Here is a 14,132-nt window from a genome sequence, read left to right as displayed (position 1 = left end):
ATCAGGTGTTTGCAATCTCACTTTAATGTTATTTATGAAATGGCAAAAGAATTAATTAGCCGTCGAATTAAAAAGACAGGATCAGCCAATGAATTGCAAACTTACAACGTTAACTCTGGCACTTGCTGCGCTGACGGTCAGTTCCACCGTCGCGGCAAAAACGCTGGTGTATTGCTCCGAAGGATCGCCAGAAAACTTCAACCCTCAACTGTATACCTCCGGCACCAGCGTGGATGCCAGCGCTGTACCGGTCTATAACCGGCTGGTGGATTTTAAACCGGGCACCACGGAGCTGGTACCGAGCCTCGCAGAACGCTGGGAGGTGAGCGAGGACGGCAAGGTATATACCTTCCACCTGCGTAAAGGCGTTAAATTCCAGAGCAACAAAGCGTTTACGCCGACGCGCGACTTCAACGCCGACGACGTGATCTTTTCGTTCATGCGCCAGAAGGACGTTAATCATCCTTACCATAACGTCTCTAATGGCAGCTATTCCAACTTCGAGAGCCTGGAGTTCGGCAGCCTGATCGTCGCTATCGATAAGGTCGATGACCATACGGTGCGCTTCACGCTGGCCCATCCGGAAGCGCCGTTCGTGGCTGACCTGGCCTGGTATTTCGCCTCGATCCTGTCAGCGGAATATGCTGACGCGATGCTTAAAGCGGGCACGCCAGAGAAGGTGGACATGGATCCGATTGGCACCGGGCCGTTTAAGCTGGCGCAATACCAGAAGGATTCCCGCATCCTGTTCACGGCGTTCCCGGAATACTGGCAGGGCAAATCAAAGCTCGATCGTCTGGTGTTCACCATCACGCCGGATGCCTCGGTACGGTTTGCCAAAATCGAGAAGAACGAGTGTCAGGTGATGCCTTTCCCGAACCCGGCAGATCTGCCGCGCATGAAGGCGAACAAGGACATTAACCTGATGAGCAAGGCCGGGCTCAACACCGGTTTTCTCGCTTTCAACACCCAGAAACCGCCGCTGGATAACGTAAAAGTTCGCCAGGCGCTGGCAATGGCGATTAACAAACCGGCGATCATTGATGCGGTGTTCCACGGCACAGGTACGGAGGCGAAAAATCTGCTGCCGCCGGGCGTCTGGAGCGCGGACGATAAGCTCAAGGATTACGCCTGGGATCCTGAGAAGGCAAAAGCGCTCTTAAAAGAGGCCGGATTCGCCAACGGGGTAAGCATCGATCTGTGGGCGATGCCGGTGCAGCGTCCGTACAACCCCAACGCCAAACGCATGGCAGAGATGATTCAGGCAGACTGGGCGAAGATCGGCGTGCAGACCAAAATCGTGACGTATGAGTGGGGGGAATACCTCAAGCGCGTGAAGGGCGGTGAACATCAGGCGGCGTTGATGGGCTGGACCACCGCGACGGGAGATCCGGACAACTTCTTCGGGCCGCTCTTTACCTGTACCTCGGCGAATGGCGGGTCGAACTCGGCCAGGTGGTGCTATAAGCCGTTCGACAAGGTTATCGCCGAAGCAAAATCGATAACCGATCGCGATAAACGTGTCGCGCTGTATAAAGAGGCACAGCAGATGATGCACGACCAGATGCCCGCCGTGATGATTGCGCATTCCACCATTTTCGAGCCGGTGCGAAAAGAGGTGACAGGCTACGAAATTGACCCGTTTGGCAAACATCTGTTCTGGCAGGTGGATATGAATAAGTAATATCTGAATTGCCCGGCGCGCCGGGCAATCTTTTCGCATTTTGTGCTGCCATCGTCATTTTTTGCCACAACAGACGCCCCCTTTTTTGCTATAACTTCAACTGCATACTTGCAGATAACCTGGAATCCCATCATGCGTACTCATTCCCTGTTTAAGGTCGCGTTGCTCTCCGGCCTTTTGGCAATGGCGGGCTGTGCCTCTAAAGTCGCAGCACCTGACCAGTTTTCTGGTTTTTTAAAAGACTACTCTGGCTTGCAACAAACAACGTCTGCGACGGGGAAACCCACGCTGCGTTGGGTAGATCCGTCGTATAACCCCGATAATTACGACAGCATTATCTGGACGCCGATTACCTATTATCCGGAACCCAAACCCACTACGCAGATTGGTAAACGCACGCTTGATGAGTTGCGCAATTACACCAACGACAAGCTGAAAGCGGCCGTTGCCCAGCGTAAACAGATTGTCACCACCCCGGGTAAACACAGCCTGATCTTCCGTGGCGCAATCACCGGCGTCAGCTCGCAGAAAGAGGGGCTGCAGTTCTACGAAGTGGTTCCTGTTGCGCTGGTCGTGGCCGGCACGCAGATGGCGACCGGGCATCGCACCATGGACACGCATCTGTTCTTTGAAGGTGAGCTGATTGATGCCGCCACCAACAAACCGGTGGTGAAGGTGGTTCGTAAAGGAGAAGGGAAAGAGCTGGCGAATGAAAATACGCCGCTGACCTTCCAGACGCTGAAGCAGGTGGTTGATGACATGGCGACGGACGCCACCATGTTTGATGTGAATAAGACTGCGAAATAATGGATAAGGCCTGCAATGTGCAGGCCTTATTTTTCACGCCATCCGCAGACGTCTGAACCAGGTCTCCGGTTTCGTAAACATCACCATATTCCCGCCCAGGATCAGCACTAACCCCACGATCCCATTCATGTGCCAGACATACCCCTCGTAAAATGTTGAGATAGTCAACGCCACCAGTGGAAACAGCAGCGTACTGTAAGCCGCTTTCCCGGGGCCGATGCGTCCCACCAGCGTAAAGTACGCGCCAAACGCAATTACCGATCCGAACAGGGCAAGATACAGCAGAGCGCCCAGGTAGGTCACCGTCCACTCCGGCACAAAGCTATCGCCGCGGAACAACGCAATGACGCCCATGATTACCGTTCCGTAAAGCATCGCCCAGGCGTTGGTCGTCATGGTTTCCAGCCCGTTGCGCTGATGACGCATACTGATCATATTGCCCAGCGAGAACCCATAGGTACCAAGCGCTGAAAGGCCAATCCCGGTCAGCAGCGAGGCGCTCCAGCCGCTCGCCAGCAGATCGTCCCAGAAGAGGGTGACAATTCCCGTCAGGCCCAGCGCGGCTGCCGTCCAGAATCGTGCCGGCGGGCGCTGCCCGAAGAAGATGAAGCTGTTAATGGCGTTATACAGCACTGCCATCGAGAAGATAACTGACTCCAGCCCGGTGTTGATATGCGCCGCCGCGGTGTAAAAACACCAGAAGTTGAAACAGAAGACGCAACATCCCTGAAGTACGCAGAAGAGGTGATCCCGTACCGCCAGCCTGCGCAAGCGACGCAGGGTAACCAGTACGATCATCATCGTGGCGCTGGCGACGGCGAAGCGCCAGAAAATCGACACGGGCGCCGCAACCGGCCCCTGTTGCAGAAAAATGGCGATCCAGGTGGTTCCCCAGATGATAACCACCAGCCCGTACAGTAGTGCGTTCATTGTTCCTCTCTTACGTCACGGCGAAAAGGAGAGTGTGGCGCGTTCTTCCCGGGCTGGCTTTCAACGGTTTGCGCAGGACTTGCAAATTCTTGCGCTTTTTTATCCGCCGGGATCTGGCAAGTGGCTGCAACACTTCTTAGACTGACACTCTGATTAATCACCTGTTAACGGCCATGTCTCACGCTTACGACACCTTTGAAACGCTACGCCAGCAGAACGCGGTGCTTCGGGAAACCGTGGCGCTCAACTCCGGCATTCAGCTGGCGGCGTGGTACAACAAGCACGATACGATCACCGTTAAAAGTAACCACCATACGCTGAGCCTGTACGTGGCGGACGGTTACGAGAGTTACCAAAAAACGCCGGGCGGCTGGAAGAACGGCGGCGGCCCCGATCGTTTTTGCCTGATGCCCAAAGAGAGCGAATCGACCTGGGATATCCGCGATGACCTGTCGTTTGTGCATCTCTACTGTACCGACGAACATTTACGGGACGTCGGGGAGAAGATCTGGGACAAACGGCCACTGTCGCTCACACTGGACGAAAAAATCTTCGGCAGCGACCCAAAAATTACCGCCCTGTACCGGCAGTTTTTGCTCGGCTGCGACTGGCAGCAAAAAGCCAATCAGCTCACCCTGAGCACGGCATCAACGCTGCTGCTGACCCATCTTTTGCAGAATTACGCCAACGTGCAGTGGAAACTGCCGGTGGTGACCGGCGGGCTATCGCCGTTTGTACTGCGCAACGTGGTGGCGTTTATCGAGGAAAACCTCGCGCAGCCGCTGACTCTGGCGGATCTGGCAAGCCAGGCGGCGCTGAGCGAATATCATTTCGCCAGGATGTTCCGCCAGTCTATGGGGCAAGCCCCGCACCAGTACGTCATGCACCGGCGGATGGAAAAGGCCAAAGCGCTGATCCAGCACACCGCCATGCCGCTCACTGATATCGCGATGGCCTGCGGATTTAACTCCGCCAGCCATTTCAGCAACCGCTTTCGCAGCGTGCTGGGCGTCACCCCGTCACAGTTACGCGCGACGAAGGTGTGAAAACACGCCGTAGCACAGTCCGCCCAGGATAAGCCCCCAGAACGCCGAACCAATCCCCATCATCGTTACGCCGCTGGCGGTCACCAGAAAGGTGATAATGGCTGCGTCCCGCTCCGTTTCGTTGTGCAACGCCTGGTAAAGGCTGCCGCTGATAGTGCTGAGCAGCGCCAGCCCGGCCAGCGTCTGGATCCAGCTCAACGGCAGGGCAGCCATCAACCCGGTGATGGAGCCGCCAAACAGACCGGCCAGCAGGTAAAACACCCCTGCGGCGGCGGCCGCTATCCAGCGTTTACCGGCGTCCGGGTGTGCATCCGGGCTTTGGCAGATGGCCGCGGTAATGGCGGCGATACAGATCGAAAACACGCCGAAGGGCGAAAGCAGCAGGGCCAGCCCGCCGGTAAAGATCATCAGCGGCGATACCTCCAGCGGATACCCGGACGCCTTCATGGTGGCAAAACCGGGGGCATTTTGTGAGGCCATGGTGACGAGGAAGAAGGGTAGCCCGATGCTTATTAGGCTGCTGAAAGAGAAGGTCGGCACCACAAACTCAGGCATGACGAAAGAGAGAACAATCTTATTTGTGACAATGTCACCTCCGGCCCATGCTGCTGCGATGCCAGTGAGTAAAGTTGCGACGATGGCATAGCGCGGCGCAAGGGCTTTCGCCAGCAGCCAGGCGAGCAGCATACTGCCGCAGAGCAGAAGATGACCGTCAAGATGGCTGAAAGCCTGCAGGCCAAAATGGAGTAACACCCCGGCCAGCATCGCCGCGGCGAGTGAATGGGGGATCAGCTGCATCAGGCGCGCAAACAGCCCGGTCGCGCCGCACAACAGGATCAGCGCATTGGCAAAGATAAAAATGCCGATGGTTTCCGAAAGCGGGACGCCGTTCAGGCTGGTGGCCAGCAGCGCCGCGCCGGGCGTTGACCAGGCCGTCAGCACCGGCGCTTTGTACCACCACGACAACGCGAGGGTGCTGATCCCCATGCCAATCCCGAGGGCGGTCATCCAGCCGGCAATCTGCTGCGCGCTGGCACCCGCTGCAGCGGCAGCCTGCCAGATGATGGCCGCCGAGCTGGCGTACCCAACCAGTACGGCAACGAACCCGGCCAGCATGGCTGGGAAGAGAGGAGAGGGACTGCGCATAAAAAACTCCGTTGTGCGTTATAACGTCCGATATACGGTATCACTGTGCGTTATAGCGCACAAGTGGTATGCTATCCGCTAATGGAGGGACTATGGACATGACACAACACCTTGCATCCACGTTGAAGGCGCTACGCCAGGCGCGCGGATGGAGTTTATCGATGCTGGCAGAAAAGACCGGCGTCTCAAAAGCGATGCTGGGGCAGATTGAACGCAACGAATCCAGCCCGACGGTCTCGACGCTGTGGAAGATTGCCACCGGCCTGAACGTGCCGTTTTCGGCATTCATTACGCCAGAGGCTGAATCCCCGGCGGTTTACGACCCTCAGCAGCAGGCGATGGTGGTTAAACCGCTGTTTCCCTGGGATGAGGCATTAAAGTTTGACCATTTCTCCATTACCCTGGCGCCGGGTGCCCTGAGCGAATCCACGCCCCACGAGGCCGGGGTGATTGAACATGTGGTGGTGATAAGCGGCGAACTGGAGATGAATATCGACGGTGTCTGGCGCACGATCGCCGCCGATTCCGGGGTCCGTTTTGCGGGCGACAAACCGCACGCCTACCGCAACAGCGGCACCCGCACCGTGCATTTTCATTCGCTGATCCATTATCCCCGCTGAGGGTACGTAAAATGGTTCCGTTGGCGCAGAGTTCTGACTACAATAGCCGCCATTTTGACCATAACGGATAACGACGAAGTATGCGCCTGCACTCCCATCATCTTGAACTGTTAAGCCCGGCCCGCGACGCCGCCATCGCCCGTGAAGCGATCCTTCACGGTGCCGATGCCGTCTACATTGGCGGCCCGGGCTTTGGTGCCCGCCATAACGCCAGCAACAGCCTGAGCGATATTGCCGGTCTGGTGCCGTTCGCCCACCGCTACGGCGCAAAGGTGTTTGTGACCCTGAACACCATTCTTCATGATGATGAGCTGGAACCTGCGCAGCGTCTGATCACCGACCTGTACGAAACGGGCGTAGATGCCCTGATCGTTCAGGACATGGGCGTACTGGAGCTGGACATCCCACCGATTGAGCTTCATGCCAGCACCCAGTGCGATATCCGTACCGTGGAAAAAGCGAAGTTCCTCTCTGACGTCGGTTTTTCGCAAATCGTTCTGGCGCGAGAGCTGAACCTGAACCAGATCCGCGATATTCACCAGGCAACGGATGCGACGATTGAGTTCTTCATTCACGGCGCGCTGTGCGTTGCCTACTCCGGTCAGTGCAACATTTCTCACGCCCAGACCGGGCGTAGCGCCAACCGCGGAGACTGCTCGCAGGCCTGCCGTCTGCCGTATACCCTGAAAGACGATCAGGGCCGCGTCGTCGCGTTCGAAAAACACCTGCTGTCGATGAAAGACAACGATCAGACGGCCAACCTTGGCGCGCTGATCGACGCCGGCGTGCGCTCCTTCAAGATTGAAGGGCGCTACAAAGACATGAGCTACGTGAAGAACATCACCGCGCATTACCGCCAGATGCTGGATGCGATCATCGACGATCGCGGGGATCTGGCGCGCGCGTCGGCGGGGCGGACAGAGCATTTCTTTATCCCGTCCACGGATAAAACCTTCCACCGCGGCAGCACAGACTACTTCGTGAACGCGCGTAAAGGGGATATTGGCGCGTTCGATTCACCGAAGTTTGTCGGCCTGCAGGTTGGCGAAGTGCTGAAAGTCGCGAAAGACTATCTGGATGTGGAAGTGACCGAGCCGCTGGCAAACGGCGATGGCCTGAACGTAATGATCAAACGTGACGTGGTGGGATTCCGCGCCAACACGGTGGAGAAGACCGGGGAAAACCGCTATCGCGTCTGGCCCAACGAAATGCCTGCCGATCTCTACAAAGCGCGTCCCCATGCTGCGCTCAACCGTAACCTCGATCACAACTGGCAGCAGGCGCTGCTGAAAACCTCCAGCGAGCGCCGTATTGCGGTCGATATTGAGCTGGGGGGCTGGGAAGAGCAGCTGATCCTGACTATGACCTGTGAGGATGGTGTTAGCGTTACGCATACCCTCGACGGCATGTTTGACGTCGCGACCAATCCGGAAAAAGCGCTGAACAACCTGAAGGATGGCGTGGCGAAACTGGGGCAGACGCTGTACTACGCCCGCAACATCGACGTGAAACTGGCGGACGCGCTGTTTGTCCCGAACAGCCTGTTAAACCAGTTCCGTCGTGAAACGGCAGACATGCTGGACGCAGCGCGCCTGGCCCAGTACCCGCGCGGCAGCCGTAAAGCAGAAACCGTGCCTGCGCCCGTTTACCCTGACACCCATTTATCCTTCCTGGCGAACGTCTACAACCACAAAGCACGGGCGTTTTACCACCGCCACGGTGTGCAGTTGATCGACGCGGCTTACGAGGCGCATGAAGAGAAGGGCGATGTCCCGGTGATGATCACCAAACATTGTCTGCGCTTCGCCTTTAACCTCTGCCCGAAACAGGCAAAAGGCAACATCAAAAGCTGGAAAGCCACGCCGATGCAGCTGGTCAACGGGGACGAGGTGTTAACCCTGAAATTTGACTGCCGCCCGTGTGAAATGCACGTCATTGGCAAAATGAAAAATCACATCTTCAAAATGCCGCAGCCGGGCAGCATTGTGGCCTCCGTCAGCCCTGACGAGCTGATGAAAACCCTGCCAAAACGTAAAAGCTAACTAGCGAAAATAGGTCTCCGGTTTGCGCGACTTCTGCCAGGAATGGTGTTCGCGCAGACCTTCCGCTGACTCCTCCGCAACCGCTCTAAGCTCATCACTGTCCGCCTCATGGCGAAGCTGGTGATCGACCGTCCTGACCCACAAATATTCATGCCCTTTATGTCCGGCCATCACCTGGCCTGAGAACAGTGCGCACACAAGCATTACAATAGATAACCCTTGCTTCAACATAACTTCACCACTGAATAACATTTGCGGCTATCATGCCGATAATTCCCTCAGGTTATTATTCGATATTTCAAATAAGCGCAAAGCAAACGTCAATTTATGTCTGGTCAGAGCATTTAATGGGCAAAATGTCACTGCCATTTATGGTGTGCAATCATCACTTAGATTTATCAGTTTTTGATATATAATAAGAATCTTCTGACTAAGGAATGGGTACGATTTAATGGGTAAGGTATTAGGTGTTGCGCTACTTGTCATTGCGCTGGGCGTTACGGCCTGTGTGAGCTATTCCTGGGATGACAAACCCGAATATATTCAGTCTGCAGAAACACGCGTAAGTTCCTATTTGACCAGCGACGTGGGCCGGGTCGCCTGCAATAGTACAAAAAAGAACGATCAATACTGGGAATTAGGTTGCACCACCCAGGCTAGCGGTAAAACGTTCCAGTTTGCCGTGTATCCAGCCGACCGTGCACCGTACGGGGTTTCACGTCCGTTTTATCTCGAAGCTATCAATGATGAGGCAAAACAGAGTGCAACGGTGGGGCTGATGCGTTATCTGCAAATTAATACGCAGCCAGGCTAAATGTTGTTTAATCTCTGTTGAATCAGTGGATGGTAGAGTTTGGGTGTTCCGCAGCCCGGCCTGATGTGTCGGGACGTAGAGACCAAAATACAAATCTATCCATGCAAGCATTTACCGCCAGATTATGGCGGTTTTTTTTGCCGTTTTACCGGGCTTTTAGCGCACAGGCTTTACGGTACTGGGCCGGTGTTTGCGAAAACTGCAGGCGGAAGTGGTGACGAAGCGTACTTGCCTGCCCGAATCCCGTCTGCTCTGCAATGTTCTCGACGCTTAAGCGGCTGTGTTCCAGAAACGCCTTCGCCTGCATCAGGCGCGCATTCAGCAGCCAGCGCGTGGGCGTCGTGCCGGTGGCATCCTGGAAGCGCCGCAGGAATGTTCGCTGGCTCATGCCAACCCGCTGCGCCAGCGCGTCAACCGTGTGCGGTGAGCTCAGGTGCTGGTGGAGATAATCAAACAGCTGACCAAGGCGTTTGCTCTCACGCAGCTGGGCGACCGGGTGGTTGGGCTGCTGCGTCTGCGAACCGTCCCGGTGCGGGGGAATAACCAGCCGGCGCGCCACCCGGTTGGCCGCCTCGACGCCGTAATCCCGGCGCACCACATGCAGACATAAATCAATACCTGCCGCGCTGCCCGCGGAGGTCAACATATCCCCCTCATCCTGATACAGCACATCTTCAACCACGTTAATCGCCGGAAAGCGCGTTTTCAGCGTGTCGATGTAGCGCCAGTGGGTGGTGGCTTTTCGCCCGTCGAGCAGGCCGGTTGCCGCCAGAACAAAGACGCCGGAGCAGATGGTAAGCACCTGGCAGCCGCGGGCGTTCGCCACGCGCAGTGCCTGACACAGCGCCGGTGGAACCGGCTCATCCACACCACGCCACCCGGGAATGATGACCAGGTCGGCGTCATCAAGCAGGCTCAGATTGCCATCCGTCACGATCCGTATCCCACCTGTGGCCCGCAGTTCACCCTCGTCAACGCCCGCAACGGCAAACCGATACCAGGACTCGCCCATTTCCGGGCGCGGGAGGCCAAAAATCTCCACCGCCACGCCGAACTCAAAGGTGCATAACCCGTCGTAGGCCAGGACGACGACGCGGGGGCCGGTTTGCTGACGTAAGGTTGTCATCTTTTGGCTGTTTTCTGGCATAAACGGGGGCATTCACTGGCTGAATTATTCAATAAAGTAGTGGTAACACAAACGCCAACAATGAGGAAGGATCATGAGCTATGTTACTGAATTTCCGGCTGCCGGGGCGCAGGACGCTGCGGCACACTTTCTGCGCCGGCTGAGCGTCGAGACGGACTGCGCGGACGTCCATCATGCGCTTAACAACCCTGAGCAGGACTTTGTGCTGCTGCACGTCGTCGGCAGTGCTGAGCAGTTTGCCCGTCGTCACATACCCGGTGCGCTGCACTTGCCCTGGCGGCAGATGACCGAAGATCGCATGGCGCACTGGCCGGCCGGAACGCTGTTCGTGGTTTACTGCGCTGGCCCGCACTGTAACGGGGCGGACAGAGCGGCGCTGCAGCTGGCGCGCCTGGGTCGGCCGGTCAAAATCATGATCGGTGGCATCACCGGCTGGGAGGACGAACAGTTCGAATTTGCGGCGCAACATTCCCCTGTCGGGCGGTGATGATGAATTTATTTCATCACCCGTGAAATTTTCTCAGTTGTCGCCGGGCGGCAGGTATGGCATCTTTTTTGGACATTTAGACATCCAGAAGTCTAAAATTCAAATACTGAATTATCACTGTCGGCAACTATCGCCGACAGCCAAAGGAGATTGCCATGCAGCGACAACACGCCCCATACCGCGCCGACGTAGTCGGCAGTTTCTTACGTCCGGACGCCATCAAACAGGCTCGCGTGCAGTTCGCCCGGGGTGAAATTGATGCCGGGCAGCTGCGGGCAGTGGAAGATGAGGCCATCCGCCATGTTGTCGAACAACAGTGCGCCTGCGGCCTGCATGTTGTCACCGACGGCGAATTTCGTCGGGCCTGGTGGCACTTCGATTTCTTCGACGGTTTGCAGGGCGTCGAGCGCTACGATTCGCAGCAGGGCATTCAGTTTAACGGCGTACAGACCAAAGCTCACGGGGTTCGCGTGACGGGCAAGCTCGGCTTTGGCGACCATCCTATGCTGGAAGATTTCCGTTATCTTAAAAGCATCAGCGGCAACGCGCAGCCGAAGATGACTATCCCAAGCCCGAGCGTGCTGCACTTCAGGGGCGGTCGCAAAGATATCGATGCGACGGTTTATCCGGATCTCGACATCTATTTTGACGACCTGGCGACCACCTGGCGTAATGCGATCCACGCGTTTTATGAGGCGGGATGCCGCTATCTGCAGCTGGATGATACCGTCTGGGCGTATCTCTGTTCAGACGACCAGCGCCGGCAGATCCGCGAGCGCGGGGATGATCCCGACGAACTGGCGCGTATCTATGCGCGCGTGCTGAACAAGGCGCTGGAAGGCAAGCCGGACGATCTGACCATTGGTCTGCATGTCTGTCGCGGTAACTTCCGCTCGACGTGGATCTCCGAAGGGGGCTATGAACCGGTGGCGGAAACCCTGTTCGGCACCGTCAACGTCGATGCCTTCTTCCTGGAATACGATAACGACCGCAGCGGTGATTTCGCGCCATTACGATTTGTGCGTCCCGGCAAACAGCAGGTGGTGCTGGGGCTTATTACCACTAAAAACGGCGAGCTGGAAAACCCGGAGGGCGTTAAAGCGCGTCTGGAAGAGGCGTCGCAGTACGTCGCCAAAGCGCAAATTTGCCTCAGCCCGCAGTGCGGTTTTGCCTCCACGGAAGAGGGCAACAGCCTGAGTGAAGATCAGCAGTGGGACAAAGTACGGCTGGTCACGCAAATCGCCAGCGAAGTCTGGTTGTGATCTGAAATGTTATAATATAACATACCTCACTCTTATAACACGGAGTGAGGGTTTTGTTGTGGCTGCACATATTGGAAAATTTGCAATGACTCTGGGGGCCCTGCTGGTCAGCGGCCAGCTGTTTGCGCATTCGCACGGTCACCAGATGACGGAAGCGGAGCAGAAAGCGGCAAACGGCGTTTTTGAAGACAAAGACGTTAAGGACAGAAAACTGTCCGACTGGGACGGCGTCTGGCAGTCGGTCTATCCTTTCTTACTCGACGGCTCGCTGGATCCGGTTTTCAAAAAGAAAGCGGAAAAAGACAAAAGCAAATCCTTTGATGAAGTGAAAGCCTACTACCGCACCGGCTATGCGACCGACGTCGACACCATTGGCATCGAAGATAACGTGATGGAATTCCATAAGGGCAAAGAGGTCAGCCGTTGCCATTATGACTACAGTGGCTACAAAATTTTGACCTACACCTCAGGCAAAAAAGGGGTGCGTTATCTGTTCGAGTGTAAGGACGCCAGCAGCAAGGCACCGAAATTCGTGCAGTTCAGCGACCACACCATCGCGCCGAAAGCCTCTGCGCACTTCCATATCTTTATGGGCAATACCTCACACGACGCGCTGCTGAAAGAGATGGATAACTGGCCGACCTACTATCCTAACGAGATGTACAAAGAGCAGGTTGTAGAAGAGATGTTGCACCACTAAGCTGTTGCGTTTGCTGTTGATTTTGCCGGGTGGCGGCTTCGCCTTACCCGGCCTACAACGACGTGAATGTAGGCCGGGTACGCGGAGCGCCACCCGGCAGTTAAACTTCTCATGCCACGTTGGGCGTTTCACACCACGCCTTCACGCGCATCCCACGCAATATCATCAGCCACGCCACGACAATGGCCGCCATCATAATCGCAAACAGCGACCAGTGCGGTAAATGGGTGAGAATGATCCCGGTGATCATCGGGTTTGCCGCAGCGCCCAGCCAGCCGAGCGCCTGCGCGGAAAAATAGCTCGCTTTCATCCCCGGCGGGGCGATGTTGTCGATCAACATGTATTCACCAGGTGCATAAATAATCTCCCCCAGGGTAAAGATCGCCGCGGCGATGCCCCAGTAAACCAGATTTTCGCCGGAGAACATAAACCCACCCAGCCCCAGAATGAAGAACAGCGTCGCAACGGTCATCAATGGCCGAATGTTGCGGGCAGTGATTTTGCGCCCGAGCGCATACTGCAGCGTTACCACCACGGCGGCGTTAACCGGCAGCACCACGGCGACCACCTTTTGGGCGAAATCGCTGTCGTCATTCGCCGCCAGAACATATTGTGAAATGCAGCTGGCAAAGGAGCCACCCACGTACGAGGCGAGCAGGCCGGAGAGCGTGAACCAGAAAAGGGCGCGGTCTTTGAGCAGCACGGAAGGCTGCCAGGGCGTGGTCTCCTGCGCCGTATCCAGGGCGACGCTTTTCTGCACCCAGAAATGGATAAAGCCCAGTGGCAGCGCGGCGCAGAACGCCGCCAGCCAGAACGGCAGTTGCAGGCTGTACATGACCAGTAGCGTGCCGATCGGTGGCCCGATGGTCCAGCCGATATTCAGAAAGCTGTAGTTCAGTGAGAAAACGCGCGCTTTTTCGCTGGAGGTCAGCACATCGGCGAACCAGGCCTTTAGCACCGTGGAGAAAACCGAGTAGGCGCAGTTAATGAGGGCGAAGAACAGTACCACCAGCGTGACGTTATCCACCAGCGGGATCGCCACAAAACCTGCGATAAACGCCGCGATGGAGATAAGCATGTAGCGTTTCTTGTCAAACTTATCGGCCAGAATGCCAAACCCGAGGCTGAACACCACGCCAATGGTCAGCGCCACCGTCAATGCATAGCCAATATTCTCCACGCTCATGCTGTAGACGCGCGTGAGATAGATGGTCATAAACGGCAAGGTTGCCCCACGACCGATGGTTAATAACAGTGACGATGCCAGTAACGCTGCGGTGGAGCGCCTGAGTGAGGATTTCATATGCCTGCCCGACATTGCTTAATCTTATTGTTGTGTGCATTCAGGAGTATCACGACATGCGGGGGATTGTATAGCGTCTGATTTATCCGTAAGTGCCGCGTCTGACTGCCAGAATTAATGATCTTTTCCTCCCGCTGTTTTTTC

Annotated in this window: 14 protein-coding genes; 9 read left to right on the top strand and 5 right to left on the bottom strand. The window is 56.2% G+C overall.

What is annotated here, in order from left to right; genetic code table 11:
• Positions 1–88 precede the first annotated feature (88 nt).
• On the top strand, positions 89–1,684 hold the full coding sequence (locus I6L58_RS01765) for an ABC transporter substrate-binding protein (RefSeq protein ID WP_006175212.1): 1,596 nt from the start codon (positions 89–91) through the stop codon (positions 1,682–1,684).
• A 132-nt stretch (positions 1,685–1,816) separates the two neighbouring features.
• Positions 1,817–2,491, top strand: a complete 675-nt coding sequence (locus I6L58_RS01760) for a DUF3313 domain-containing protein (RefSeq protein WP_006175214.1) — start codon at positions 1,817–1,819, stop codon at positions 2,489–2,491.
• A gap of 33 nt (positions 2,492–2,524) precedes the next feature.
• Here the strand turns inward: I6L58_RS01760 and I6L58_RS01755 are convergent, their stop codons facing one another.
• Positions 2,525–3,421 carry a DMT family transporter gene (locus tag I6L58_RS01755; RefSeq protein ID WP_088209079.1) on the bottom strand — a complete coding sequence of 299 codons (897 nt, stop codon included), beginning with the start codon at positions 3,419–3,421 and terminating at the stop codon, positions 2,525–2,527.
• A 173-nt stretch (positions 3,422–3,594) separates the two neighbouring features.
• Here I6L58_RS01755 and I6L58_RS01750 point away from each other — a divergent pair, with 173 nt between their 5' ends.
• Positions 3,595–4,467: an AraC family transcriptional regulator gene (locus I6L58_RS01750; protein ID WP_006175222.1), complete on the top strand. Its 873-nt coding sequence runs from the start codon at positions 3,595–3,597 to the stop codon at positions 4,465–4,467.
• On the opposite strand, the gene I6L58_RS01745 is transcribed toward I6L58_RS01750, so the two are convergent.
• A complete protein-coding gene (locus tag I6L58_RS01745; RefSeq protein ID WP_088209080.1) occupies positions 4,447–5,613 on the bottom strand; it encodes a benzoate/H(+) symporter BenE family transporter in 1,167 nt (388 codons plus the stop codon). The two genes, I6L58_RS01750 and I6L58_RS01745, sit on opposite strands and share 21 nt — an antisense overlap.
• 92 nt (positions 5,614–5,705) lie before the next feature.
• On the opposite strand from I6L58_RS01745, the gene I6L58_RS01740 reads away from it, so the two are divergent.
• Both I6L58_RS01740 and I6L58_RS01735 read left to right on the top strand, forming a co-directional pair.
• Complete coding sequence (locus I6L58_RS01740) at positions 5,706–6,233, top strand: helix-turn-helix domain-containing protein (RefSeq protein ID WP_042319789.1); 528 nt, start codon at positions 5,706–5,708, stop codon at positions 6,231–6,233.
• A gap of 80 nt (positions 6,234–6,313) precedes the next feature.
• Positions 6,314–8,275, top strand: a complete 1,962-nt coding sequence (locus I6L58_RS01735) for a peptidase U32 family protein (RefSeq protein WP_088209081.1) — start codon at positions 6,314–6,316, stop codon at positions 8,273–8,275.
• On the opposite strand, the gene I6L58_RS01730 is transcribed toward I6L58_RS01735, so the two are convergent.
• Positions 8,276–8,506 (bottom strand): DUF2554 family protein, encoded by a 231-nt coding sequence (locus I6L58_RS01730; protein ID WP_058608827.1) that lies wholly within the window; start codon positions 8,504–8,506, stop codon positions 8,276–8,278.
• Positions 8,507–8,726: 220 nt separating this feature from the next.
• Between I6L58_RS01730 and I6L58_RS01725 the strand changes: the two genes are divergently transcribed.
• Positions 8,727–9,089: a hypothetical protein gene (locus I6L58_RS01725; protein WP_006175230.1), complete on the top strand. Its 363-nt coding sequence runs from the start codon at positions 8,727–8,729 to the stop codon at positions 9,087–9,089.
• A 145-nt stretch (positions 9,090–9,234) separates the two neighbouring features.
• On the opposite strand, the gene ftrA is transcribed toward I6L58_RS01725, so the two are convergent.
• Positions 9,235–10,236 carry a transcriptional regulator FtrA gene (ftrA, locus tag I6L58_RS01720; RefSeq protein WP_088209197.1) on the bottom strand — a complete coding sequence of 334 codons (1,002 nt, stop codon included), beginning with the start codon at positions 10,234–10,236 and terminating at the stop codon, positions 9,235–9,237.
• A gap of 73 nt (positions 10,237–10,309) precedes the next feature.
• Between ftrA and I6L58_RS01715 the strand changes: the two genes are divergently transcribed.
• The 3 genes from I6L58_RS01715 to zinT all read left to right on the top strand — a co-directional run bounded on the left by I6L58_RS01715 (position 10,310) and on the right by zinT (position 12,685).
• Positions 10,310–10,723 (top strand): rhodanese-like domain-containing protein, encoded by a 414-nt coding sequence (locus I6L58_RS01715; protein WP_088209082.1) that lies wholly within the window; start codon positions 10,310–10,312, stop codon positions 10,721–10,723.
• A 155-nt stretch (positions 10,724–10,878) separates the two neighbouring features.
• On the top strand, positions 10,879–11,985 hold the full coding sequence (locus I6L58_RS01710; RefSeq protein WP_088209083.1) for a cobalamin-independent methionine synthase II family protein: 1,107 nt from the start codon (positions 10,879–10,881) through the stop codon (positions 11,983–11,985).
• Between the two features lie 58 nt (positions 11,986–12,043).
• Entirely contained in the window at positions 12,044–12,685 is a 642-nt protein-coding gene (gene zinT / locus I6L58_RS01705) for a metal-binding protein ZinT (RefSeq protein ID WP_058608793.1), read from the top strand.
• A 109-nt stretch (positions 12,686–12,794) separates the two neighbouring features.
• Here the strand turns inward: zinT and ydeE are convergent, their stop codons facing one another.
• Positions 12,795–13,988, bottom strand: coding sequence for an efflux MFS transporter YdeE (ydeE, locus tag I6L58_RS01700; protein ID WP_088209084.1), 1,194 nt, complete (start codon positions 13,986–13,988; stop codon positions 12,795–12,797).
• Positions 13,989–14,132: the final 144 nt, after the last annotated feature.

The organism is Enterobacter cancerogenus (assembly GCF_019047785.1).
GTDB classification, from domain to species: Bacteria; Pseudomonadota; Gammaproteobacteria; order Enterobacterales; family Enterobacteriaceae; genus Enterobacter; species Enterobacter cancerogenus.
This window is presented reverse-complemented; position numbering and strand designations above follow the sequence as displayed.

Coding starts and splice junctions, on each gene's coding strand:
- I6L58_RS01765 (WP_006175212.1), top strand. CDS start 89: ATGAATTGCAAACTTACAACGTTAACTCTGGCACTTGCTGCGCTGACG.
- I6L58_RS01760 (WP_006175214.1), top strand. CDS start 1,817: ATGCGTACTCATTCCCTGTTTAAGGTCGCGTTGCTCTCCGGCCTTTTG.
- I6L58_RS01755 (WP_088209079.1), bottom strand. CDS start 3,421: ATGAACGCACTACTGTACGGGCTGGTGGTTATCATCTGGGGAACCACC.
- I6L58_RS01750 (WP_006175222.1), top strand. CDS start 3,595: ATGTCTCACGCTTACGACACCTTTGAAACGCTACGCCAGCAGAACGCG.
- I6L58_RS01745 (WP_088209080.1), bottom strand. CDS start 5,613: ATGCGCAGTCCCTCTCCTCTCTTCCCAGCCATGCTGGCCGGGTTCGTT.
- I6L58_RS01740 (WP_042319789.1), top strand. CDS start 5,706: ATGGACATGACACAACACCTTGCATCCACGTTGAAGGCGCTACGCCAG.
- I6L58_RS01735 (WP_088209081.1), top strand. CDS start 6,314: ATGCGCCTGCACTCCCATCATCTTGAACTGTTAAGCCCGGCCCGCGAC.
- I6L58_RS01730 (WP_058608827.1), bottom strand. CDS start 8,506: ATGTTGAAGCAAGGGTTATCTATTGTAATGCTTGTGTGCGCACTGTTC.
- I6L58_RS01725 (WP_006175230.1), top strand. CDS start 8,727: ATGGGTAAGGTATTAGGTGTTGCGCTACTTGTCATTGCGCTGGGCGTT.
- ftrA (WP_088209197.1), bottom strand. CDS start 10,236: ATGCCAGAAAACAGCCAAAAGATGACAACCTTACGTCAGCAAACCGGC.
- I6L58_RS01715 (WP_088209082.1), top strand. CDS start 10,310: ATGAGCTATGTTACTGAATTTCCGGCTGCCGGGGCGCAGGACGCTGCG.
- I6L58_RS01710 (WP_088209083.1), top strand. CDS start 10,879: ATGCAGCGACAACACGCCCCATACCGCGCCGACGTAGTCGGCAGTTTC.
- ydeE (WP_088209084.1), bottom strand. CDS start 13,988: ATGAAATCCTCACTCAGGCGCTCCACCGCAGCGTTACTGGCATCGTCA.